This is a genomic window from Halomonas sp. KAO (assembly GCF_015595025.1).
Classification (GTDB): Bacteria; Pseudomonadota; Gammaproteobacteria; order Pseudomonadales; family Halomonadaceae; genus Halomonas.
Window position 1 is genome coordinate 1 of the sequence record NZ_JADNRL010000008.1, and the last position, 23,820, is coordinate 23,820.

General features: G+C 63.0%; 25 protein-coding genes and 3 tRNA genes. All 28 read left to right on the forward strand.

The genetic code is table 11. The features are described from left to right. Positions 1-148 precede the first annotated feature (148 nt). The 28 genes from IOC61_RS02775 to IOC61_RS02910 all read left to right on the forward strand — a co-directional run bounded on the left by IOC61_RS02775 (position 149) and on the right by IOC61_RS02910 (position 23,820). Positions 149-2,491, forward strand: coding sequence for an AsmA family protein (locus IOC61_RS02775; RefSeq protein WP_195687363.1), 2,343 nt, complete (start codon positions 149-151; stop codon positions 2,489-2,491). Positions 2,492-2,543: 52 nt separating this feature from the next. After that, positions 2,544-3,635: an A/G-specific adenine glycosylase gene (mutY, locus tag IOC61_RS02780; protein WP_195687364.1), complete on the forward strand. Its 1,092-nt coding sequence runs from the start codon at positions 2,544-2,546 to the stop codon at positions 3,633-3,635. Between the two features lie 26 nt (positions 3,636-3,661). Then, positions 3,662-3,934: an oxidative damage protection protein gene (locus IOC61_RS02785; RefSeq protein ID WP_195687365.1), complete on the forward strand. Its 273-nt coding sequence runs from the start codon at positions 3,662-3,664 to the stop codon at positions 3,932-3,934. A gap of 60 nt (positions 3,935-3,994) precedes the next feature. Continuing rightward, positions 3,995-4,070 (forward strand) — tRNA-Phe (locus tag IOC61_RS02790). 6 nt (positions 4,071-4,076) lie between these two features. Further along, positions 4,077-4,151: transfer RNA gene (locus IOC61_RS02795), tRNA-Gln, on the forward strand. Between the two features lie 94 nt (positions 4,152-4,245). After that, positions 4,246-4,321, forward strand: a tRNA-Thr gene (locus IOC61_RS02800). A 137-nt stretch (positions 4,322-4,458) separates the two neighbouring features. Further along, positions 4,459-5,325 carry a ParA family protein gene (locus tag IOC61_RS02805; protein WP_195687366.1) on the forward strand — a complete coding sequence of 289 codons (867 nt, stop codon included), beginning with the start codon at positions 4,459-4,461 and terminating at the stop codon, positions 5,323-5,325. Then, a complete protein-coding gene (gene dnaB, locus IOC61_RS02810) occupies positions 5,312-6,715 on the forward strand; it encodes a replicative DNA helicase (RefSeq protein ID WP_195687367.1) in 1,404 nt (467 codons plus the stop codon). The genes IOC61_RS02805 and dnaB overlap by 14 nt, the downstream gene beginning before the upstream one ends. Continuing rightward, the gene (locus IOC61_RS02815; protein ID WP_051530319.1) at positions 6,712-7,092 is read left to right on the forward strand and encodes a DUF7673 family protein; all 381 of its coding nucleotides are present in this window, start codon (positions 6,712-6,714) and stop codon (positions 7,090-7,092) included. Before dnaB ends, IOC61_RS02815 begins: the two co-directional genes overlap by 4 nt. Continuing rightward, on the forward strand, positions 7,085-7,321 hold the full coding sequence (locus tag IOC61_RS02820) for a hypothetical protein (RefSeq protein ID WP_027962012.1): 237 nt from the start codon (positions 7,085-7,087) through the stop codon (positions 7,319-7,321). Before IOC61_RS02815 ends, IOC61_RS02820 begins: the two co-directional genes overlap by 8 nt. Before the next feature lie 75 nt (positions 7,322-7,396). Beyond that, positions 7,397-9,283 (forward strand): ParB family protein, encoded by a 1,887-nt coding sequence (locus tag IOC61_RS02825; RefSeq protein WP_195687368.1) that lies wholly within the window; start codon positions 7,397-7,399, stop codon positions 9,281-9,283. Next, positions 9,280-9,882 carry a DUF2857 domain-containing protein gene (locus IOC61_RS02830; RefSeq protein WP_051530318.1) on the forward strand — a complete coding sequence of 201 codons (603 nt, stop codon included), beginning with the start codon at positions 9,280-9,282 and terminating at the stop codon, positions 9,880-9,882. The genes IOC61_RS02825 and IOC61_RS02830 overlap by 4 nt, the downstream gene beginning before the upstream one ends. Next, entirely contained in the window at positions 9,882-11,249 is a 1,368-nt protein-coding gene (locus IOC61_RS02835; RefSeq protein WP_195687369.1) for an STY4528 family pathogenicity island replication protein, read from the forward strand. The genes IOC61_RS02830 and IOC61_RS02835 overlap by 1 nt, the downstream gene beginning before the upstream one ends. Before the next feature lie 82 nt (positions 11,250-11,331). Further along, positions 11,332-12,060, forward strand: coding sequence for a PFL_4669 family integrating conjugative element protein (locus tag IOC61_RS02840; protein WP_195687370.1), 729 nt, complete (start codon positions 11,332-11,334; stop codon positions 12,058-12,060). 249 nt (positions 12,061-12,309) lie between these two features. Further along, on the forward strand, positions 12,310-12,768 hold the full coding sequence (locus tag IOC61_RS02845) for a DUF3158 family protein (protein ID WP_195687371.1): 459 nt from the start codon (positions 12,310-12,312) through the stop codon (positions 12,766-12,768). Between the two features lie 18 nt (positions 12,769-12,786). After that, on the forward strand, positions 12,787-13,203 hold the full coding sequence (locus tag IOC61_RS02850) for a single-stranded DNA-binding protein (protein ID WP_027962008.1): 417 nt from the start codon (positions 12,787-12,789) through the stop codon (positions 13,201-13,203). Positions 13,204-13,277: 74 nt separating this feature from the next. Next, positions 13,278-15,275 (forward strand): DNA topoisomerase III, encoded by a 1,998-nt coding sequence (locus tag IOC61_RS02855; RefSeq protein WP_195687372.1) that lies wholly within the window; start codon positions 13,278-13,280, stop codon positions 15,273-15,275. 812 nt (positions 15,276-16,087) lie between these two features. Continuing rightward, positions 16,088-16,363, forward strand: a complete 276-nt coding sequence (locus tag IOC61_RS02860) for a hypothetical protein (protein ID WP_043488123.1) — start codon at positions 16,088-16,090, stop codon at positions 16,361-16,363. Between the two features lie 106 nt (positions 16,364-16,469). Continuing rightward, positions 16,470-17,003: an STY4534 family ICE replication protein gene (locus tag IOC61_RS02865; protein WP_027962006.1), complete on the forward strand. Its 534-nt coding sequence runs from the start codon at positions 16,470-16,472 to the stop codon at positions 17,001-17,003. A 92-nt stretch (positions 17,004-17,095) separates the two neighbouring features. Then, complete coding sequence (locus tag IOC61_RS02870) at positions 17,096-17,632, forward strand: hypothetical protein (protein WP_027962005.1); 537 nt, start codon at positions 17,096-17,098, stop codon at positions 17,630-17,632. A 141-nt stretch (positions 17,633-17,773) separates the two neighbouring features. Then, a complete protein-coding gene (locus IOC61_RS02875; RefSeq protein WP_051530316.1) occupies positions 17,774-18,418 on the forward strand; it encodes a PilL N-terminal domain-containing protein in 645 nt (214 codons plus the stop codon). Further along, positions 18,411-19,169, forward strand: a complete 759-nt coding sequence (locus IOC61_RS02880) for a hypothetical protein (RefSeq protein WP_195687373.1) — start codon at positions 18,411-18,413, stop codon at positions 19,167-19,169. The genes IOC61_RS02875 and IOC61_RS02880 overlap by 8 nt, the downstream gene beginning before the upstream one ends. 18 nt (positions 19,170-19,187) lie before the next feature. Further along, entirely contained in the window at positions 19,188-19,931 is a 744-nt protein-coding gene (locus IOC61_RS02885) for a TIGR03759 family integrating conjugative element protein (RefSeq protein ID WP_195687374.1), read from the forward strand. 14 nt (positions 19,932-19,945) lie between these two features. Beyond that, entirely contained in the window at positions 19,946-20,530 is a 585-nt protein-coding gene (locus IOC61_RS02890; protein WP_229332886.1) for a transglycosylase SLT domain-containing protein, read from the forward strand. Positions 20,531-20,544: 14 nt separating this feature from the next. Beyond that, positions 20,545-20,721, forward strand: a complete 177-nt coding sequence (locus IOC61_RS02895; RefSeq protein ID WP_156940893.1) for a hypothetical protein — start codon at positions 20,545-20,547, stop codon at positions 20,719-20,721. Further along, positions 20,708-21,283 (forward strand): integrating conjugative element protein, encoded by a 576-nt coding sequence (locus IOC61_RS02900; RefSeq protein WP_229332887.1) that lies wholly within the window; start codon positions 20,708-20,710, stop codon positions 21,281-21,283. The genes IOC61_RS02895 and IOC61_RS02900 overlap by 14 nt, the downstream gene beginning before the upstream one ends. Positions 21,284-21,293: 10 nt before the next feature. Beyond that, a complete protein-coding gene (gene traD, locus IOC61_RS02905) occupies positions 21,294-23,561 on the forward strand; it encodes a type IV conjugative transfer system coupling protein TraD (protein ID WP_195687375.1) in 2,268 nt (755 codons plus the stop codon). Continuing rightward, positions 23,530-23,820: a hypothetical protein gene (locus IOC61_RS02910; RefSeq protein WP_156940892.1), complete on the forward strand. Its 291-nt coding sequence runs from the start codon at positions 23,530-23,532 to the stop codon at positions 23,818-23,820. The genes traD and IOC61_RS02910 overlap by 32 nt, the downstream gene beginning before the upstream one ends.

A 23,820-nucleotide genomic window follows, 5' to 3' on the forward strand; every position in this document is an offset into this window, starting at 1 on the left:
GTGCCGAGGGCAGGCCACTGCGTGTCGAGGTGGCCCAGCTGCAGATGGCCGACCAGCTGATGCTCTCGCGGCTCGGTTATCGTCTCGCTCGCAGTGGCGACCATTACGAACTCGCTCTTCCGGGCCGTCATTCCAAGGAGTCGCCACGATGAAGCGTCTGTTGAGCACCCTGCTGGCCGCCACCGGTATCATCGCCGTGCTGGCCGTGGGGGCGGTGATCTACGTTACCACCTTCCTCGACCCTGAAGACCTCAAGCCGGAACTGGAGGAGGTGGTAAAGGAGCGCACCGGCCTGACCCTTGACCTCAAGGGCCCCCTCTCCTGGTCGTTCTACCCGCGACTGGGGGTCGGCGTGGAACTGGCCGAGGCCTGGCTGCCGGAGCAGTCCATCGAGCAGGACATGGCCTTCATGGCCTTTCGCCGCGCGGAGGTGAGCCTGGCCTTCACGTCGCTGCTGCGCGGAGAGGTGGCCATCGACGGCATGGCCCTGGATGGCCTGCGCCTCAACCTGGCGCGTGACGAGCGCGGCCGCGGCAACTGGGAGACGCTGCTCGAGCGCCTGGCCGATGACGACGAGGAGCTGCCGACACCGGCCACTGCCTCCACGGCGCCGACACCGGGTGGCAGTGGGCCCTCCGTGGCCTTCAATATCGCCCGGGTGGAGGTCAAGGACGGCGAGGTGAACTATACCGATCGGGCCATCGGCCGCTCGCTGCATCTCAAGGGGCTCTCGGTGACCGGGCGTAACGTCAACCCGCGGCGTCCCTTCCCCTTCACGACCAGCTTCCAGCTGCTTGGCCATGATACCCCGACGGGTGCCGGTGATACCGTGCCGAAGCTGGCCAGTGACGTCACCCTGCAGGGGCGTCTCGCCCTGGCCCTGGCCGAGCGCCGCTATAGTCTCGAGGATCTCTCCCTGGTCACCCACAACCAGCTGGCCGGCGTGAAGAGCCCCCAGCAGCTGGAGCTGAGTGGCCAGCGGCTGGTGGTCGACGCGAGGGAGCGTCAGTTGCGCCTGGAGCGCGGCACGCTGAATGCGACGCTCGAGCATGCCGCGCTGGGTGAGGCTCCTCTCTCGCTGGTCATGGACTTCGTTCTGGAGTCTGATCTCGCCGATGGCAGCGCCCAGCTGCGGGACCTGACGCTGAGTGGTAATGATGGCCTGCGCCTGAGCGGCAATCTCAATCTTGCCGCCCTCTACGATGAACCACGCTACGACGGTCAGCTGCGCCTGGCGCCGACCTCGCTGCGGCCATGGCTCGAACGGTTCGGCAGCCTGCCGGCCACGGCCGACCCCGAGGCCCTCACCGACGTGGCGCTGACGACACCCCTGGAGGGCGACCTCCAGCGAGTGGACCTCACCGGCATGACCCTGGTGCTCGATGACAGCACCTTCACCGGGCGGCTGACGGCGGGTCTCGATGGACGCCGCCTGGAGGCCGAGTTGCAGGGAGATAGCCTGAACCTGGATGCCTATCTGCCGGCCGCTTCGGGGGCCGCCCCGGACGGCGCGGGTCTTTGGTCGCCCGGCATCGGTCGCGCCTATGCCCAGGAGGGCGATATGTTGCCCGTCGACTGGCTGCGTGAACTGTCGCTGGACGCCAGCCTGACCCTGAGCCAGCTGCGGCTGGGTGGCCTGGAGTTTCAGGACGCCTCGCTGGCGCTCGAGGGTGAGGATGGCCGACTGCGGCTGGCGTCGCTGGAGTCGGCCTTCTACGAAGGGAGCCTGGCCGCCACGGGCGAGCTTGATCTGACGCGTGACCCCATCGCCTGGCGTTTGGCGCCGCGCCTGGAGCGGGTGCGTGTCGACGCTCTGCTGGAGGCGCTGGGCGAGGGAGATGAGCGGGCGCCGCTGCGGGGCCAAGCCTTTGTCGACGGCGAGCTGACCACCCATGGCAATGCCTGGCCGGTGATGAAGCGCGGTCTCAATGGGCGCCTCGCCACGCGACTGGGCGATGGCGCGATCCTCGACATCAATATTTCCCGGGAGCTGTGCAGCGCCGTGGCGACCCTGCAGGGGGAGTCGACCCAGCGCGAGTGGGCGCCTGATACGCGCTTCGAGCGCGCCGAGGCCACCCTCGAGGTGCGCGACGGCGTCGTGGAGAGCGATGACCTCGTCGTTACCCTGCCGGGGATCGATGTGGGCGGCGAGGGCTGGCTCGACCTGACCAGCGAGCGCTTCGATCTGCGTGCCGCGGCGCGAGTGGTGGATACCGCCGATATGGCCTGCAAGGTCAATCGCCGCCTCGAGCGCCTGCCCCTTCCGGTACGCTGCGAGGGCAGCCTCGACGGCGATAGCGCCGAATGGTGTCGCTTCGACAGCACCGGCTTCCAGGCGGCCGTCGGCGAGGCACTGCGCGATGAGCTTGGCGAGCGTGCCGGCGATGCCGTGGAGCAGCAGCTGGAGGGGGCCCTCGACAAGCTCGAGGAGCGCCTCGGCGAGGGTGCCGGCAAGGAACTTCGTGACTCCTTGAGGGGTCTCTTCGAGTGAGCAAAGTCAGTCCCTGCGTCGGCCTCGTGCCGGCGCCTTTTTTTGAGCTTCAATGACCGATACACCGACACCCGTACTCGCGCCCGCCACCTTTCAGCGGCGTCTGCTCGACTGGTTCGATCAGCACGGCCGCCATGACCTGCCCTGGCAACAAGATCGCACGCCCTATCGGGTGTGGGTCTCTGAGATCATGCTGCAGCAGACCCAGGTGGCCACCGTGATCCCCTACTTCGAGCGCTTCATGGCGCGCTTTCCCGACCTGCGCCGCCTGGCGGCGGCGGAGCAGGATGAGGTGCTGCATCTGTGGACCGGGCTCGGCTATTACGCCAGGGGCCGCAACCTGCACAAGGCCGCCCGGGTGGTGGTGGAGGAGCATGGCGGAGAGTTTCCACTCCACAGCCTCGACGAGATGGCGGCCCTGCCGGGTATCGGCCGCTCCACCGCCGGCGCCATCATCGCTCAGAGCCAGGGGCGGCGGGCGGTGATCCTCGATGGCAACGTCAAGCGCAGCCTCACCCGGCTGCATGCCGTGGCGGGGTGGCCGGGGCGTCCGGCGGTGGAGCGCAGGCTATGGGCGCTGGCCGATCACTATACGCCGGACCATCGCCTGGCCGACTACACCCAGGCGATGATGGACCTGGGCGCCACGCTGTGTCGGCGCGGCACCCCCGAGTGTGGCCGCTGCCCCTTCAGCGATGTCTGTGTGGCCCATGCACGAGGTGAGGAGCGCCGCTTCCCGGAATCCAAACCGAAGAAGGCGCTGCCCACGCGCACCACTCGCATGCTGCTGCTGCGCGATGCGCGTGGAAGGGTGTTGCTGGAACAGCGACCCTCCAGTGGCCTGTGGGGTGGGCTCTGGAGCCTGCCGCAGTTCGATGACGCGTCGGCACTGCAGGCCTGGCTCGATACCCATGCCCCAGGCAGCCGGCTCGATGCCCCGGGCGCCTCCTTCACCCATGTCTTCAGCCACTTCCGTCTGGAGATCACGCCCCAGCCGGCGTGGATCGGGAGCCTCGATTCGATCGGAGAGGCGCGCCGCTGGTACGATCCCGATAATCCCGATGCCGTGGGCCTGGCGGCCCCAGTGAAGGCCCTGCTGGCGAGCCTGGCGACCTTCACCCTGGACATGCCGCCAGGGCCCTGAGCTTCCATCTGCCAAGGAGACGTCTCATGAGTCAGACCGTGTTCTGCCGCAAGTATCAGCAGGAGCTCGACGCCCTGCCATTCCCCCCTCTGCCTGGAAAGAAGGGCCAGGAGATCCAGGCCAGTGTTTCGCGCCGGGCATGGGAAGAGTGGCAGGCCCTGCAGACGCGCCTGATCAACGAGAAGCATCTCAATATGCTCGAACCTTCTTCCCGCGAGTACCTGATGGAGCAGATGGAGCGCTTCCTCGACAACCGGGAGACCGATCAGGCCGAGGGTTACATGCCGCCCTCATCTTGATGATAAGAAAGGGGTTGACGCGAAAAGCTGGTTGGGGTTTAATACGCACCGTTGGCAAGGGGCCAGATAGCTCAGTCGGTAGAGCAGGGGATTGAAAATCCCCGTGTCGGGGGTTCGATTCCCTCTCTGGCCACCAAGCTGCTGGGGTATAGCCAAGTGGTAAGGCACCGGTTTTTGGTATCGGCATTCCCAGGTTCGAATCCTGGTACCCCAGCCATCGCCAACCTCGTTTTCGAAAGACCGTGGACCCAAGTTCACGGTTTTCCTCGCCAGGAGGAATGGTCCTCCATGTCGCATTCAGTGCGATTATTGCCGACATAGCTCAGTTGGTAGAGCAACTGACTTGTAATCAGTAGGTCCCGGGTTCGACTCCTGGTGTCGGCACCAATTGAAAGCCTTGAAAATCATCGGCTTGGCAGCACGATAAGGAAGCTCTGTCAGGGTGGCTTAGCGCCGGCAGCTTCGTGAAATAGAGACAGATCATCAGCCTCACACTTGTTTCCATCTGGAACCGAGGTGAGGTTATGCGTGTTGTATCCGTTGTTTCGACCAAGGGTGGGGTCGGCAAGACCACCGTCACCGCCAACCTGGGTGGCCTGTTGGCCGATGCGGGCCTCAAGGTCCTGTTCATCGACCTGGACAGCCAGCCCACGCTCTCCAGTTACTATCCCCTTCGTACCGAAGCCCCTGGCGGCACCTACGAGCTGATCGCACTCAGCGATACGGCTCCTGACCGCGTCATATCGCAGACGGCTCATCCCAACCTGGATGTAGTGATCTCCAACGATCATGCCGGTCAGCTCCCCCAACTGCTGCTCAACGCCCCGGATGGGCGCTTCCGACTCGCCCAGCTGCTCTCCAGCATGTCGGACTATGACCTCATCTTGATCGACACCCAGGGGGCACGTTCGATCACCCTTGAGATGGCGGTCCTGGCCTCCGATCATGCCCTCTCTCCCATCACCCCCGAGCTGCTTTCCGCCCGTGAGTTCGTGCGCGGCACCGTTGGTCTGCTACGCGATCTCGAGGCGCTCAGCCAGTTCACCCACCTTTCTGTTCCCCCCATTTCCGTGCTTGTGAACCGCCTGGATGAAACCGCCGATGCGCGGGGCATCCACCAGACGCTGGCGGAGATGTTCGCCGCCGGCGATCAGGGCGTCACCGTCATGCAGAGCACCATCCGCGCAGGAGTCGCCTTCCGACAGGCGGCCAGCGCCGGGCTGCCGGCTCACCAGTTCGAACCGCGCAAACCTGCCGGCCGCAAGTCGCCCGCCGCTGCCGATCAGGTCAAGCTGATGGCCTGTGAGCTCAACGCCGACTGGCAGCGGCTGATCGACGCCATGGTCAGTACCACCACCATGCTGGGGGGCTGCCACGATGAGTGCCATTGAGAACCTGGTCGACCTTCGGATAGCCGAAGAGCGACCCGAAACCGGCTACCTGCCTCCCCACAGCCTGGAAGCCGAACAGTCAGTGCTGGGCGGCCTGCTGCTGGATAACGCCATGTGGGATGAAATCGCCGACCGCCTGGCGCCGGCGATGTTCTATCAGCAGGACCATCGCCTGGTGTTTCAGGCAATCAAGACGCTGGCCGAGCGGGACCAGCCCATGGATGTGGTGACCGTCTCCGAAGCACTGGAGGAGACACAGCAGCTGGAGCAGGTGGGAGGGCTCGCCTTTCTGGCAGAGCTGGCCCGCAATACGCCCAGCGCGGCCAATGTAACGACCTATGCAGAGATCGTGCGTGACCGCCATGCACTGCGTCAGCTGGTTCACACCTGCTTCACGCTTAACCAGAAGGCCCTTAGTGCCCAAGGCCGCTCGGCCGCCGAGCTGATCGAGGAAGCGGAGCAGAAGCTCTTCGCATTGACGGAGGAGCGCCATGAGCGGCTGAGCTCCATGAAGGAGATGTTGGGGGAGGCCATCAACGTCATCGACCAGGCCTTCAATGCCCAGGGTGGAGTGACGGGCCTTCCGAGCGGACTTGGTGAGCTGGATGCCATGACAGCGGGCTGGCAGCCGGGAGACCTCATCATCCTGGCCGGCCGCCCCTCCATGGGCAAGACCGCCATGGGGCTCGGCTTCGCGGAGCATGCGCTGACGGCAGAGCAGGTAGCAGGTCCGGTCTTTATCTTCTCTCTGGAGATGCCCGAATCGCAGCTGATGCTGCGGCTGATCGCCAGCCTCGGGGATGTCTCCTTGCAGAAGCTGCGTACCGGAAAGATGGTAGACGAGGACTGGCCCAAGGTAACCGCTGCGGTCAGTCGGCTCACCCAGCTGGACGGGAAGCTGCTGATCGATGATGCCTCCGGGATCACCGCCTCCAGCCTGAAGGCTCGTGCTCGCCGCATGACGAGGCGCTTCGGGCGGCCCTCCATGATCCTGGTGGACTACCTGCAACTGCTTCAGGAGCCGGGCAGCGAAAACCGCACTCTCGAGGTGGGCAAGATAAGTCGCATTCTCAAGGAGACCGCCAAGGAGCTGCGCGCCCCGGTGATTGCCTTGTCGCAGCTCAACCGCTCCCTGGAAGCCCGCCCCAACAAGCGTCCCTGCATGGCCGACCTGCGTGACAGCGGTGCGCTGGAGCAGGACGCCGATGTCATCGCTTTCATATACCGCGACGAGGTCTATCACCCCGACAACGAGGAGAGTCACGGCCTGGCCGAGCTGATTCTGGGTAAGCAGCGCAACGGGCCTACTGGAACCGTTCACCTGACGTTCCAAGGGGAGTCGGCGTGCTTCAAGCCGTTAGCCTGGCAGCATCAGGAGGTAGCCTCATGAGCCAGTATCGCGTGCGTACACCCGAGCATCGCTCCCGTCTTTCACAGGCACTGGCTCAGGTCATGAATGAGACCCGTCTGCGTCAGCTCGAGGCCGAGCAGCAAGGCCTTGCCGCTCTTGAGCACTTGATCCATGCGGCACAGGGCCATAGCGGCCAGTCTCATCACCTGCGACGCCTCCTCCTCGGACTCTACAACGGCTACCGCTGGCCCTTCGAGATGCAACGCCTGCGTGGGCTCGATGTGGACCTGCAGGAGGCTGCCCTCGCGGTGATTCAGATGGCTACCTATAGCGGCCATGAGATCCACACCTTCGTCGAGGACGGTGATGCCTTGTTGAAGCGCTTCTGGGAGATCGAGGAGGCCAACGATGAATAAGTCGCTCTCAGCAGCACGTGGGTGCAAGGGGATGCAGCGTCTGGTGCGCTATGCCGCAACTCGTGGCTGGGAAGTGCAGCGTACCAGCGGTGGGCACCTGAGATTCAGCAAGCCGGGCTGTGCCCCGGTCTTCACCTCCTTCACCACCAAGGATCGCCGGGCCGAGCTGAATGCACGTTCCCAGCTGCGCCGGGCGGAGTGGCAGCAGAGGTGCCGTCATGACGAGTGATTCCACTGTCATCAGCAGTCAGATGCCGGCCGCCGGCATCGCTTCTGTCAGCACCGTCACCAAGGAAATCAGTCAATGAAACGTCCTACCGACCAGCAGCTCCGCGAACGCTTGATGCAGCCGGGCCCCAGGCGTCAGGGGCAGCCCGTGGAAGCCGTGACACCACCCGATCAGGAGATGGCCGTCTGGGTCACGCTGGATATGCTCAAGCCCTACGAGCACAACCCCCGGCAGGTTCAGAACCCCAAGTACGAGGAGATCAAGGCATCGATCCGCGCTGCGGGTCTCAAGCATAAGCCACCTGTCACCCAGCGACCGGGCGAGAAGCAATACACGATCTGTGATGGAGGCAATACCCGCCTGCAGATCCTGCGCGAGCTCTATGAGGAGACCGGTGACTCGCGTTTCCATGCCTTCTATGCCCTCTACAGACCCTGGCAGTCGGAAGTGAAGATGCTGACGGGGCATCTCAGCGAGAACGACAATCGTGGCCAGCTACTCTGGATCGAGCGTGCCAAGGGCGTGGTGGATGCCAAGGTGATGTATGAGGAAGAGAGCAGTGACACGCTCTCGCAGCGTGAGCTGGTCAAGCGCCTTGCCGAGGATGGCTATCAGGTTGCCCAGAGTCACATCAGCAAGATGCTCTACACCGTCGAGCACTTGCTGCCCACACTGCCCAATACCCTTTACAGCGGCCTGGGGCGGCCACAGGTCGAGAAACTGATCAGCTACCGGGAAGCCTGCCGGCTGATCTGGGAGCGCTGTACCGAAGAAGTCGCACCCGAAGGCTTTGCCGAAGCTTGGCACCAGACCATGGCCTGGTTCGATGACGAGGGCCAGACCGAGATGAACTGGAGCATCGTGGTGGATCGGCTGTGCGGAATGTTGTCGGATGATACCGGGGTCCATTTCAACATCTGCGAACTGACGCTCGACAATATCGTCACCTATCGCAAGCGCCGCTGGGACCTGGAAGAGCACCAAGCTTTCGAGGCCCTGGACGTTGAATTACAGCAGATGCGCGATCCTGATGCCCAGCCGCCCTCACTCTATCCACCGCTACCTGATAGCGCTGCCGATTCCTCTGCAGATAGTGCGTCGAAGGCACAGAACCCCGTGCCTGGCTCTGAACCACAAGTAGAGCAGCTGCCATCGCCGCGAACTCTTGGTAGAGAGGCGCCTGCCGATGGCGAGAGGGTGGAGAGTGCCGAGTTGCTCCGACTTCGTGAGCAGGTTGCCGCGCTGGAGCGTGAAAAGAAGCGGCTGAGCGAATCGCAGTCCGCTGTAATGCCTGAGTTTGGTGAGCCAGTCTCGGAACCTGGGCCTGTACTCATGGCCACGGCCGCAGAGGAGGCGGTCGACTGGCCAGAGGGGGCCGCTCGGACAGAAGTTGAACGGGGCGCCCGTCTGGAGGGGCTGACTCAGTCCAGCTGGGAAGAGAGCCCGGGAAAGCGCGGCTATCGCCACCATCTGGCCAGCGAGCTCGGGGTGCCGAGCTTCGACTTCGAGCAGCTGGCCCCTCTGGCGGCACCGGTACTCTCCGGCGAGATTACCCCACCCATTGCCGACGTCTGGTTTATCGAGGGGGTAGAGGATGAGCCGCGCTCTTTGCGTATTCGTATCCGTGAACTGGTGCAGGTGATTGCGCGTTGGGGTGGCTTCGGCGGCAGCGATGTGGTGGTCGCCGATGACGAGAGTATCGGCTTCGACCTCAACCCGTTGCCGGATTCCGCCGACCGTCGTTCACGCATCGCCTGGCAGGCGCTGGCGAGCCTTCGCGGTGAGCTCAATCCCGAGTATCCCGCGGATGCCACCCTATGGGGAGCGCTGCTTGGCACCCATCGGGAAGAGGGCGATGAGAGTGCCTGGGACGACTCGGTACTGCTTCGTTTCTTTCGTCTGGTGCGGTTGATCCGCCGCCTTCGTGAACATCTTCCGGGACAGCAGGAGACCCAGTCATGAGCTCTTCATCCGCAAACTTGAATCAGGCGCTGCTCAGCCAGGTCATGGGGTTTCTTCGGGAGGGCAATATGCGCCGAGCGCTGGCCCTCGGTTTCAGCGAGGATGAGCTACGCACCTTGCGACGGCTGAGAGCGAGCGATATCGACTCGCTGGCCTGCGCAGGGCCGGTGGTGGCACGTTTTTCGGTGGACCATGCCGCTCTGCGTGGTGTTCTGGCACGCATCGATCGTGACCAGGATCGTGAGACCTTGATTGATCGCTGCCTGAGGCTGGGGGCCAGTGTCAGCATGATGGGAGCCTTCTTCGGCCTGACCGGCAACGACTGCTCGACTCGTCGCCAGCTGCTGGGCATAGCACCGCGCCAGGGTCGTCTGGCGATGCCATCGGAGCAGGTAGAGCATGATGCCTGGGAGCGCTGGCAGCACATTGCCCTGGACCCCAAGGCGGAAGACGATCTGCAGGGCATGGTCACCCTGGCCGAGGAAACCGAGATCCCGCTGGCGGTGGTGTGGCATCTGATCAAGCAGTGGGGCGACCCCGGCCAGCCGCGCACGGCGCCTCCGACCGAAGAGTGGACGTCTCCTGAGGGAGGGCGGTGATGGTGCAGCTGCGTGATGCCACTCGGAAGGGGCTGGACCGCCTGATTGGCCATGCGGCCTCCGAGATGACCCTGCGCCGGGGCGAGCCCCCGGCGTCTGACATTGTGAACAGTGAGACGGGGAGGTCTGGAGCGTCAGCATCAGATCTTGATGGCCTGCTGTTCTTCGGAAACCCTCATGAGGCCGTACCACGGGCGCTGCTGCTGGACCCTCGCCTGGGGCACGTCGACAAGCTGGGCTGGCAGATGATGCGGATGCTGGTCAATCCGGACCGAACCACCGCGGTGCCGACCTATGATGAGCTGCAGCCCTTGCTGCGGGGAGCTCCGGGCCAGAAGGCTTCGAGGGCCACGGTCGCCCGCGTTATCGCTGTTCTGCGCCTGACTCGCTGGGTCAGTCTCGGCCATCGGGCGCGCAACACCCAGAACGGTCGCATCATCGGCAACGTCTATATCCTGCACGACGAACCGCTATCGCCCGCGGAAGCTTCGGTGCTGGATGCCGACTACGTGGAGTATGTCTGCCGCTGCCTGGATCACCAGAACAAGGTGGTCAAGACCGTCGCTGCCATGGTGTTCGAGGAGCTCCAGGAGGCCGGGGCCCTGCATGAGCTGCCAACGCGTCTCGAGACCCTGGTATCTCGTTCCCAAAATACCAGGGACACTTCATCGGTTAAGCGTCAGGACACACAGTTCTCCAGCGCGAGTGAGCAGAAGAACCAGGGAGGAAACCAAGTCCCGGTGCCAAGCTCTCAGCAAGAACCAGGCCGGGTCAGCAGAGAGAGTCCCCCGGGTTTTCAGAGAGAACCAAGTCTAGAATCAAAGGCTTACCTGGCTATCGGGACAGTTCTCGACGAAAACTCGGATAGTTCTTCCCGTACAGTACGTACTTCACACTGTGTAAAACCTACAAGTACCTCAGCCGTGAGCCTGCACTGGCCGGCATGTCTCTCGATGGATGGGAGCGAACGTCAGGCGACCCAGCTTCTGATGGCGGATCTGGCCGGCGACACCCAACAGGCGATTCTCGATGAGGCGGCAGGACGTGTGAGCGGTGGCTCGGTGCGAAACCCCAAGGGCTTCCTGCGAGGGCTGATCAAGCGGGCCATCAGCGGCGAGTTCGTGGTGACCGGTTATGCCCAGGCGCAGGCGGAGCGCCGGACGGGGATGGCGCAGCAGAGCCCTGCTGCCGCCGTAAAGCAGCCGGCGGTTCAAAGGATTGTATCGCCATCCCCACAGGCCTCGGCGCCATCGAGCACCGAGGTGGGTACCACCTCACCTGAGGAAGCCCAAGCAGCGCGAGAACAGTGCCTACGCTCGCTGGGCTTATGGCCTTCAGGCGGGGAAAAACCACTCAGCAGCCATTAACGATTCTCCTATTCTCCCGGCATCAACTGATTGACAGTGTCTGCCATACCGCGGGCACACATCAGCATGAGGACAACGCGACATGGCCGTTGATCGTCTGGGAGCACTACGCAGCAAGGTCGAGCTGACGCTTCATACCCACCATGCAGCACGAATCTGGAAGGGCCGAGGAGTCGAGACGGGTCGCCCACAGATCATCGGCATGCGGCAGTTCCTGCTGATCTGCGGCGCGATCAAGCAGAACGCAGCCAAGGACGACCCCTATGCAGATCATTGGCTGTTGCAGCTGGATGACAAGCTTGCCGACACGCGTACTCAACTGGATCAACGTCTCCAGGAGCTGGATAGCCTGATGGCACAGCTGCCACCGGAGCTGAATGTAGAAGAGAACCTCAACCAGCAGCCCTTGAAGCTCCCCGTCTATACCGGCGGGCAGCATGGCTGGCTCGCTCTGCGCCTGCTGATCGACTTCGATCGCTTCGTCAGGCGCGTCATGCTTGCTCACCATATTGCCCTGATTGGCCGGCGGCAGATGGAAGAGTACGTCCGGCTGGGCGGTCATCTTCTGCGCAGCCTGTGCGCGAGCACCCAGAAGTACCCAGGCTTCAGCGGTGCCACCCGGGACGATTTCGCTGCCAACAATGCCAAGGCCCGAGATGCCATCGAGAAATTCGGTGTACTGCCTGATGATGTGCTCTCCGGCAAGAGACGCAGCGAATTTGCACCGCCGATTGCCAGGACGGCGGAGTCCAGGGCGCCCACTAGCGAAGACGGGCCGAAAGGTACCCCGCCGGCTTCCGCTGAAGAGTAGCGAAAAATTCTTTCATGGTGATTCCACTGGAATCACATGGGCGAGGTGCCGAGGAGTCTCCCAGGAGTGATTCCACTGTAATCACCTGGGTGCGATGCCGAGGGAGTCTCCCGGAAGTGATTCCACTGTAATCACCTGGGGGCCATGCCGGGGGAGTCTCCTGGAGGTGATTCCACTGTAATCACCTGGGTGGCGTGCCGAGGGAGCCTCTCGGGGTGATTCCACTGTAATCACAGAGAGCATGGGGGCATGGTGAGCAGCGCATCGAATAGCTACGGCAATGACGCATTCAATAGTTACGCAAAGGGTTTTTTAAAACCCTTTAAGGGTAAGGGGGAGCTGATTCGACTCCGTGATGAGCTGGAAGTATCGGCAAGAGCAGCACGGCAAGAGGCGATCGATATGGCATCGCAAGCGAATGGCGGCTTGCTGCGGTCGAGTGGTCTTTGGCTGACCCCATGGGGTAAGTCAGGCATTCCTGCCAGAACCCTGCAGTGGCGTGATAACAAGCAGAAGAGCATGGGGCTTTGGCTGCTGGAGGCCTTTCTTTCGCGAGACGATATCCCCGAGTCGATACGGCAGTCGATCATTGACCTGGAGGTCAGGCGCTGCGTGTTCAATGCCAAGGCGGCCACCATCAACGGGGCGATCAAGCGAATTGGCAAGGCACTATCGGATATCGAGTATGCGGTCTCTTTTCAGCGATAACGATCAAGGAGAATTCTCATGGGCACGCGCTTCTACGGCGAGGGAAATATCGGCAGCGATCCGGAGGTTCGGACTTTCCCAGTGCGTGATAATCAGCCACCCCGCACGTTGCTCAGGCTCAATGTGCGATTCGATAACCTCGTCCCCAAGGACGGAGAGGTCGTGGATCGTGGCGGTTTCTGGGCAGATGTGGAGTGGTGGCACCGCGACGCCGAGCGCTGGTCTCGACTGTATCAGCGAGGTATGCGGATCGTGGTGGTAGGCAAGATGGTTCAGGACAGCTGGGAGCAGAATGGCGAGACGCGCACGGCGTTCAAGGTGCAGGCAGAACGGGTGGCTATCTTGCCTCACCGAGTGGCTCAGGTAAGCATGAATTCTCCCCAGGGCATCCAGCATCCTGAAGAGAACGAGAGTGTTGTAAACAACCAGGATTGACGTCTTGCTTCTTTGTTCGGTCTCTTTGATGAACTTGCCAAGCTGCTCGCTATGTTCATGAGAGAGGTGAGCCAATGCGTTTGTTTCTGTGCGAGAAGCCCTCACAGGCTCGAGATATCGCTCGTGTGATAGGCGCCGGGAAGCGCAGTGAGGGCTTCCTGAAGGGGGAAGGCAGTGTCGTGACCTGGGGATTCGGACATTTGCTCGAGCAGGCCCCACCGGAGCAGTACGAGCCGGCGCTAAAGCGTTGGTCCCTGGAAACACTGCCGATTCTGCCTTCGACCTGGAAGATGGAAATCAAGAAGAGCAGCCGCAAGCAGTTCGGCGTGGTGAAGAAGCTGCTGGGCCAGGCGACCGAGGTGGTGGTGGCCACCGACGCCGACCGGGAAGGGGAAACCATTGCCCGTGAGCTGCTGGATTACTGTGGTTATAGGGGAAGGGTTGCCCGCCTGTGGCTCTCGGCCCTGGACGACGCCTCGATTCGCAAGGCGTTGACCAGTATCAGACCGGGAGAGGTGACCTACCCGCTATATCTGGCTGGGCTTGGGCGTAGCCGGGCCGACTGGCTGGTCGGGATGAATCTGACCCGGGCCTATACGCTGCTGGCCCAGCGGCAGGGGTATCAGGGTGTACTCTCGGTGGGGCGTGTGCAGACGCCTGCACTACGACTGGTCGTGGATCGCGACCGTGAGATTGCGAACTTCGTGCCCCAACCCTTCTGGGAAGTCGTGGCTCACTTGCAGGTGGCTGGTGGGACCTTTCAGGCTAAGTGGCAGCCGCATGACGCCTCGATCCAGGATGTCGCAGGGCGCTGTATCAGCGAGGCAGCCGCCCGGTCGCTGGCTCAGCGAGTTACCGGGCAGCAGGGGAGTGTCAACCATCTTGAAACGAGCCGCAAGAAGGAGACCGCGCCGCTGGTGATGGATCTGTCATCACTGCAACAGGAAGCCTCACGACGCTTTGGTTACGGCGCCCAGCAGGTACTGGATATTGCCCAGTCACTCTATGAAGTTCACAAGGCCACAAGCTACCCGCGCACCGACTGTCGGTATCTGCCGGAGTCGCAGCTTGAGGATGCCGACCGCATCGTGACGATGCTGCTGCACTCGGACGAGGCGCTGTCGCCGCTTCGCCAGCTTCTGGACACGAATCGCAAGAGCCGTGTCTGGAACGATAGCAAGATCACCGCCCACCACGGCATCATCCCGACGGCAACATGCGATATGACCAAGCTGAGCGATGCCGAACACAATGTCTATGACTTGATCCGTCGCCACTACCTGACCCAGTTTCTGCCGGCTCACGCGTATGATCAGACCGAGGTGCGGGTAGGCTTGGAGGGGGAAGTGTTTGTAGCCTCGGGGCGCCAGGTGCTTGTGGAGGGATGGCGCGTACTCTTTACCCGGATGGCGGCAGAAGAGAGCAGTGAGAAGGAGCAGGGAGTGCCACCGCTGCCGCCGGTCAGCGAGGGCGAACCCTGTCAGGCCCGGCACCTCGAGGTGCTGTCCAAGCGGACCACACCGCCCAAGGCCTTCACCGAGGGCACGCTGATCGCCGCCATGAAGCATGCAGCTCGCTTCGTGACAGATGAGCGCCTGAAGGCTCGCCTCAAGGAGACTGCCGGAATCGGTACCGAGGCAACGCGGGCCGGCATCATCGAAACGCTGTTGAAGCGTGGCTTCATGAAACGGCAGAAGCGTGCCCTGGTCTCGACACCGACCGGCCAGCAGCTGATCGATGCGTTGCCTTCCGTCATCACCAACCCCGGGATGACGGCGCTCTGGGAGCAGGCGCTGGATGATGTTGCGGCAGGACGCCTGGCACTAGAGGACTTTATGACACGTCAGACCAGCATGGTGGAGAAGCTGGTGCATCATGCGAGGGAGTCCACGGTGACGATGCCTCAGCAAGAGAGCAAGGCGTGCCCGGAGTGCCAGGCGCCCATGCGCAAGCGTCAGGGCCAGTACGGTGCTTTCTGGGGATGCTCGCGCTATCCGGAGTGCCGTGGCCTGTTGCGCGACAGGGCGCCCAGGAAAGGCGCTGGCAGCCGGCGTAAGGCTCCATCGCCTTGACCGTGAAAGGGGTAGGCTCAATAATGGAACATGTACCCCGTTGGTTGCTGACGGTCATCACGCAACGCCCTTTGAGCATCAACGCTCAATCCCCCAAAGTATTCGCACCTCGCGAGACGAATACGCCCCATCCCGCCTATACGGCTCACACTGCATCATCAACAGTCGGGGTTCGAGGTTCATTAGTCCCAGGCCAGCTTGGTTAGTTGGCCACCTGTCTCATACGACGACCGGCCTGCCAGCTACCTTGAACCAGGGTAGCCGGCAGGCCGGTTGACGTCTCCACGCTGGAAACACCTGCCCTTCTGCGGAGCCCGCCGCATCACCAACGGGAGCCCTTTGTACAGGGATCTGTGCTTGATCGACCGAATGCGTCCGCGAAGAGATTCGGGTGCTACCGTGAGCGAAGCATGACAACGAGGGGCATGTCTTGGCTCTAGTTGCATGGCGGACACCCTGGTATTTGTCGGTACGGCGACGACCCTGTTAATGCCCTCTATGGTCTTCAATCCCAAGGCGTGGCGTGCCGCGTCTTGCGAGTGGAGATAGCGAGGAGATGCTGCCGGGATGACAGGCAGCTTCCCAGTGAGCAAGTGCCGCCGCTGGCGGCCCGGTGGTCTCGACCGGCTCCAACCGAGACACCCTGGCATCCTGGCGTTTCAAGGGTGCACCGCTTGGCGGTACGCCACCTCCAAAGGCCTCGCGCATCCCGAGACGAGGCCGCCCATCAGGGCAGGATGCCACTGCTACCACCCATTCGGGGAGATGCCTCCCCAGGGGGCGGACCCCCTGGAAATCTGGAGGAATGCCCCATGGCCACGATTGTCGACGACCATGTCATGGTCTGTGCTGACTGCCTGATGATCATCGCCAATGACGATGCCACCGGGCTGGATTACTTCCTGGATGAAGAGAACGCCGCCGTTCGCGAGCGAAATGTGCGTGACTCCATCGCCGCAGTGCAGCGCGATGGGGACTACCTCGTCGCCGGCGATAGCGAGCAGGATGAAGTGTTCTCGACATCGCCCTGCGATTGCTGCAACAGCACCCTGGCAGGCTCTCGGCACCACTGCGTGTTGATGAGCTGAGTCAGCGTCTGAACTCACCCCCCTTGCTCACCCGGGAAGCTGCTCGACTTCCCATAGGGGGCGAGTGTCTCCCGGGCGCAGCCTGAAATCACCGAGGAGATACACCATGACAATCACTACTCACCAGAGTGCCACCACTGGCTTTTTCGACCTCCATATCACCGGCCTTGGCTATCTCAACCGGATTCGGGAGGTGAAGCCGAAGCGCGGAGAAGCGTTCTGGGCATGCGATATTGCGGCCCTGAATGGTCCCGCAGACGATGTGGGTTATACCCGCTTCGACTGTCGGATCAGCGGCCGTGATGCCGAAGTGCTCGTCAAACGCTGCCGCCAGGCGGTGTACGAGGGTCGCAAGGTGCTGATCGGCTTCAAGCTAGGCGACCTCTGGACGGATACTTTCATCTACTCGAAGGGTGACAAGGCCGGCCAGACCGGCGTCAGTCTCAAGGCACGTCTGCTGTTCATCAGCTGGATCAAGGTGAACGGCGAGATGGTTTATCAGGCCCCTCGTCGCGATGGGCAGGGTGTCGGCAACCTCAGCTCCGCTGGCTCAGCAGGGCAGTCCGAGACCGGTAGTGGTTATGCCACTGCCCACTCAGGAGAAGCGGCTGGTTCGTTCGATTCGCCGGCCATGCACTGATCAGTAACGTTTTCATCAAACCACCCAGCCGGGGAGCCACCTCCCCGCCGGGAGAGGTTCTCCCTGGATTGCCAATGACTTGGAGAGCCTCAATGGAACGCTTTGTCCCTCATCCCTATGCGGTCACTGGTGCTCTGATTCGGGAAGCGGCACTGCGAGAGCAGTTTCGTCTAACGATCCACGGGACACGCTGGGAGTACGATGATACCGACCCCTCAAACCCCTGGTTCGAGGTGACGACAATCATCAATGCCGGTTGTTTTTCGACCGTAACCGAGATCGTCCACAGGGAGCCCGAGCTCCTTGCCCATATCGGTCCCGAGGTGACACCTTCTCACGCTGAGGTACGGGACCGTCATGGGCGCCTTGCGGCAGCAGCGCGCTTTGCGCTGGGCGCCTTCGCTTGGCTTATGCCTCCGACCGCTCAGGAAGAGAGTGTGCTACATGAGCGTGAGCAAGCACTGGAGCAGCAGGCCAGGGAAGAGATTGCCCTGGCCGATAATTTCAGTTCAGCGCGCTGGCTTCGCAAGCAAGCAGAACGCCTAAGGCTGCAGCTGGCTCTGGACCATTACTATCGACCCTATGTGCGCCGAGAATTCGAGGCACTCAACGTCATGTCCCTACATTGACGATCTTCTGAATGCGGAGAACGCCCCGACCTGGGGCGTTTTTCCTCTCCCCGCCTGATTACGCTTTTCAATCGACCCGCCACCGCAAACCCGAGAACCTCCTGCCTCAACGCCATTGAATGGACTCCCTTGAGGCAACGCATGCTCTACCTTCCCACCCTTTCGACCGCTGCGCTGATCGCTGCCACGCTGCTGGCGGGCTGTGCCCATCAGCCACCACAGATTTCTGAATCCTCGAGTACCGATTCACTGGTGCTCTCGTTGCCAGACTCCGACGTCGAGGGAGAGAAGCATCAAGCCGTGATCACCGGCCCCAATCCCCCGACGATCGGGGGTGTAGCACCGGATATCTACAGCGACCATCTGCCTGCCGTTGAGGTGATTCGTACCGGGCGCTACCAGCTTGTTGCCACTCGGGCCTCGCTGGGTCAGCGCTATCTCCTGGAGCAGATTATCGACGTGCGCATTCCAGCGTCGATGACTGCCAGCGTGGGGGATGCGCTGCAGTACACCCTTCGCCATACCGGTTACTCCCTCTGTCCCACCCTGGGTCCACCTCAGCGAACTCTCTATCGCAAGCCGCTACCGGCGGCTCACTATCGGCTGGGCCCCATGCCGTTACGTGAGGCCCTGCAGGTACTGGGAGGCGATGCCTGGGAGCTGGAGGTCGATCCCGTAGCCAGAGAGGTCTGCTACCAGGTGCGAGATATCCGCTACATGCCGGAGCATGGTGACGACAGTCGCGATAAGAGCCCTGCAGCGGTGGCGGAGGTGAGCAATGAGTGAGCCCACCGAGCTGCCGCCCAACCACAAGTCTATGGAGCCGCCGCATCGCGACAAGCGAGGAGCAGGGAAAGGCAGCAGGAAGGGCAGCAGGAAGGCTCTATATGGCCTGCTGGCGGTAAGCCTGGCCGGCGCTGTGGTGTCAGGGGCCCTGCTGTTGAGAGCGGCTCCCGACGAGGTGCCGGTGGAATCCCTGGTGCAGTCCCAGGTGCAGCGGGCGGTGGTGCCCCTGGAGGAGGTACTGGCTCGAGTAGAGTCCCAGCAGGCCACTCTGGAGCAGCGCCTTACGGACCTGGGACAGCGCCTCGAACAGGCCGAGCAGCGAGTTAAGGAAAGCGCTGCCAATCAAGCTCAGCTGAAGCAGATTGAGCCCCGCTTCGCTGGGCTGGCCGAGGAACTGAGCCGCCTGGATAGCGAGCTCAACCTGCGCGTCACCGCCCAGAACGAGCAGATCCAGACGCTGAGCGAGCGCCTTGAGCAGAGCAAGCGTCAGCAGGCCGAGCCACGCCCAACACCTGCCCGCAAGATGCCGCGGTCAGCGGCTCCGCCGTCTCCTCCGTTCCAGGTTACCGGCATCGAGTCCCGCGGTGGCCGCCTCTACGTCGGCGTGTCACCCAATGGCCTGTCGAACCTGCTCGATATCCGGCTGCTAGGCATCGGGGATCGCCAGGGTGGCTGGGAGCTGACCAGGATTCGCGGCAGTCACGCCGTCTTCAACCGTAACGGCCGCGCGGTCGACGTCCAGATTCCCTGAGGCCCCGGAGAGCTTGAGATGAGAAACCTGAAGCGTTCTGTTGTGTCCGTGGTGACCGTCGCCATGGCACTGCTGGGAAGCCAGAGCGGTGCCGAGCCCACCCTGGAGAGACGGTCCGATGCCTCCGCCGTGATTCAAGAGGCGCAGCAGATGCTCGAGAGTGAGCGCATCCGTACCCGGACGGAGCAGGCCGAGGCCTGGAAGCTGAACGAGCGAGACTGGGAGCGCTACGAGACGCTGATGGAGGGGCCGCGAGGGATCTGGTCGCCCAACCTTGATCCCATTACCGCCCTTGGTGTCGAGGCGCGCAGCCCCGAGGAGCGCCGCCGCTATGCAGAACTGCTGGTTGAGGTGGAGCGCGCCCGCACCGAGCGAGAGCTGGCATTCCAGCGTGCCTACGATAAAGCCTGGCAGCGCCTCTACTCCGATGAGATGCCCGTGAACGAGTTCACCCTGCGGCCACGATCAGCCTTTCACTTCGCCGATGAGGGCTCACTGCAGGCTCGATTGACAGTGTACGTGGCGGTCGAAGCCTGCGAGCGATGCGACAGCACCGTCAGCGAGCTGATCGCCCAGGGGGCCCAGATGGATATCTTTGTTCTCGACACCGGCGGTGACGATGCGGTGATACGCGACTGGGCGCGTCGCGTGGATGTGCCGGCTGCCCGCGTGCGGGCAAGAGATATCACCCTCAACCACGGCGAACCGAACCTAGAGCAGGGTATCACCGTCGGGTCGCTGCCCCAGGTCTATCCCAGGTGAGGGAGGCGGTCAGTATGGGGCGGAAAGCATGTCCACATCTGGTGATGGGCCTGGCACTAGGTTGTTGCCTGGCAGTGCTGGCATCGCTGGCCAAGGCGGCAGCGGTGCCTCCGGCCTATTTCGATGCAGCAAGCCTGCATCAAGTCCCGCCTGAAGTGCTCTATGCGGTGGCGACAACTGAGTCGGTGGTCAGCCTGAAGGCGGGTCGCCGTCCCTGGCCATGGACGCTGAACGTGGCGGGGGAGGGCTTCCGCTTCGCAACCCGCCGGGCGGCCTGCAGCGCCCTGATGCAGGCCCTCCAGGAGACCCGCCTGGTGGACGTGGGCATTGCCCAGCTTAACGTGCGCTGGCAGCCGCAGCTATTCGGCGCCGGCAAGCGCTTCTCGAATCCCTGCGATGCCCTCAACCCCTACGCCAACCTGGAGGAGGCGGCACGGCTGCTGCGCGGCCACTTCGAGGCCACCGGTGACTGGGTTCAGGCGGCCGGGCGCTACCACCGACCCGCCGGCGGGGAGCCAGCGGCCCGCTATCGCTGCATCGTTGCCGCAGAGCTCGAGCGCTTGAGCACGTCTCGCCAGCGGCAGCTGGCAGCCAACTGAAGGAGATGCCATCAATGACCTGTTCTGCCCCCTATCGCTGCCCCTACTGCGGGGCATTGGCCTGGCGGGAGCCCCGCGAAATCGAGCCGCCCGTCGACTACTGCCACGGAGATGCCCATGGCTCCCCTGAAGAGTATCGGGAGGAGAGCAGTGAGGTTGCGCTGGAGGAAGATCTTGATGCTGATGCGTGACTGTCGCTGCCGGGCGTTATCTCTGCTGATGGTTGGGCTCTTCGGGCTACTTGTCGCCAGTGCCCAGGCAGAAACCATGGCCCGAATGTCATCGTCTGGGCGTCCTGTGCTGGAGGTGCTCGCCGATCATGGCGGTGAACCGGCCCGTCCCTACTTTGTTGCCATCGGCATGGCTAATGTGCCGGAGGCGGAGGGCTATGTGCCGACCCCCAGTGTGCCGGTGGCGTTCAGCGAGACAGATATGCTGCCGGTGAGCAGCGAGCGGCTATCCCCCGGGGAGGTGGGCTTTCGCCCGCTTGAGCTGCCCGGCCGCATGACGCCTTTCTTCCTGGTCGGAGACGATCCGCTGTCGCTGCGCTGGCTGGAGGCTCGCGGGGAGATCCTGAGCGAGCTTAACGCCGTGGGTCTGATCGTTCAGGTGGCCACGCCCGAGGGGCTACAGCGCTTGCGCGAGACGGCGCCGGGGCTCGAGCTGCGGTCCACGCCAGGGGACGACCTGGCCGGCCGGCTGGGACTTGCTCACTACCCGGTGCTGGTGACGTCTCAAGGGCTGGAGCAGTAGAGGACGCGCGATGAACCAGACACACCCCCTGGAGGCGCTACTGCGCCCAGCGGTAGAGCTCAATACTGCCCTGGTCTGCCTGGCCTGTGCGGTGCTCTGCGTCATGGCGCCCTGGTCGCTGGCCTTGTCGCCCAGCGTGGGCTATGGCATGGCGGCAGGCTTTGCCGCCTTCGGGCTTTGGCGTGTTCGACAGGCCTGGTTGGTACTTCGCTACCGTCGCAACATGAAGCGCCTGCCGCGCTTCGCGCTGCGCAGTCGGCAGATTCCGGTCAGCCAGCGACTGCTGTGGATGGGCAAGGGCTTCAAGTGGGAGGCGCGCCACACCCAACGGCTCCATGAGAGCCAGCAGCCTCACGTGCAACGCTATCTGCGTCCGGGGCCAGCCTACCGCTGGGCCCGTGAGCTGGAGAATCGGCTGGAACGCTATGGGACCAGTCGGCCGCTGGTGAAGCTGCTCGCCGCGGATGTGACCTGGAATCCGGTACGCCCGCTGCCGCCGGTGGGCGGCATGCCGGCGCTGCATGCCGTTGAGTGGAGGGAGCGCGATGTCTATCTGCCCCTCGGGGAGAGGGTCGGCCATACCTTGGTGGAGGGCACCACCCGGGTCGGCAAGACCCGGCTCGCCGAGATCCTGATCACTCAGGATATTCACCGCGGCGACGTGGTGATCGCCTTCGATCCCAAGGGCGACGCCGATCTGATGATTCGCATGTATGCCGAGGCCCAGCGGGCGGGCCGGGGCGACGAGTTCTATGTCTTCCACCTGGGCTGGCCAGATATTTCGGCGCGCTACAACGCCGTGGGCCGTTTCGGGCGCATCTCCGAAGTGGCGACCCGGCTCGCCGGTCAGCTCTCCGGGGAGGGCAACAGCGCCGCCTTCCGCGAGTTCGCCTGGCGCTTCGTCAACATCGTGGCCCGGGCCCGTCATGCCCTGGGACAGCGCCCCACCTACGAGCAGATTCTCTCGGACGTGGTGAACATCGATGGCCTGATGATCGAGTACGCCCAGCAGACCCTGACCCGCCATGACCAGCACGCCTGGGAGCGCATTACCACCATCGAGGGCAAGCTCAACGACAAGAACATCCCACGCCAGTTTCAAGGGCGCGACAAGCGAGTGGTGGCCATCGAGCAGTACCTGCAGCAGATCAAGGTGGTGGACGCCGTGCTCGAGGGTCTTCGCAGCGCCGTGCGCTACGACAAGACCTACTTCGACAAGATCGTGGCCTCTCTGCTACCGCTGCTGGAGAAGCTGACCACCGGGCGCATCGCCGAGCTGCTTTCGCCGGACTATGACGACATCGAGGATCCTCGGCCGATCATCGATTGGCAGCAGATCATCCGCAAGCGCGGCATCGTCTACGTGGGGCTGGATGCCATGAGCGACTTCGAGGTAGCCCAGGCGGTAGGCAATTCCATGTTCGCTGATCTGGTCTCTGTGGCCGGCCATATCTACAAGCACGGCATCGACGACGGTTTGCCGGCGGTGAATGGCAAGCGCATGGGCAAGATGCCGATCAATCTGCACTGCGACGAGTTCAACGAGTTGATGGGCGACGAGTTCATACCGCTCATCAACAAGGGGGGCGGCGCGGGGATTCAGGTGACCGCCTACACCCAGACCCTTTCCGACATCGAGGCGCGCATCGGCAATGCCGCCAAGGCCGGCCAGGTGGTCGGCAACTTCAACAACCTGGTGATGCTGCGGGTGCGCGAGGAGAAGACCGCCGAGTTACTGACTCGGCAGCTGCGTCAGGTCAATGTGGCCACGCGCATGCTGGTCAGCATGGCCTCCGATTCCAGTGATATCGCCAACGATATCGACTTCACCAGCTCCGGCGGAGATCGCATCAGCACCGTACAGGTGCCGATGATCGAGCCGGCAGACGTGGTCTCGCTGCCCAAGGGGCAAGCCTTCGCCCTGCTGGAGGGCGGCCAGCTCTGGAAGGTACGTATGCCGCTACCGCTGCCCGACAAGCACGAGGATATTCCCGGCAGCATCGCCGAGCTCGCCGAGCGGATGAAGCGTGACTACACCACCGGCGAGCAGTGGTGGACCGCGGTGATGCCGCCGCCGGTAAACCTGGAACTGGGGGATCTGGGGGCTGAGCTTGCGGTACAGCGCAATGATGCCCAGGAGGCGCCGCGTACTCAGACAGTATCTCGAGCTGAGGCGCCCTCCAGGGAGGAGGCCGAATATAAGCTGCTCGACGAGTGGCCGCTGGCTCAAGAGATGGAGAACCATGATGAGCATCGAGACAACGCCCATGACGAGTGATACCGCAGCAACCGCCATTGTCTCCAGCGTCGCTCTGGAGAGTGGCTCGTTGAGTGAGCTGCCTCAGACCCTGTTCGGGCTGCTCGACTACGTGATCATCGGCATCGACCGCATCGAGCTGACTCAGCGCGCCTATCGCAAGGGGCTCTCGCCGGTGTGGGAGCAGGGCGAGCATCCTCATGAGGGGCGGTTGATTCTGCACTACCAGGATCGTCGCTGGTCACTACTCTGTTCGCTGACGCCGGTGAGGGTGCACTGA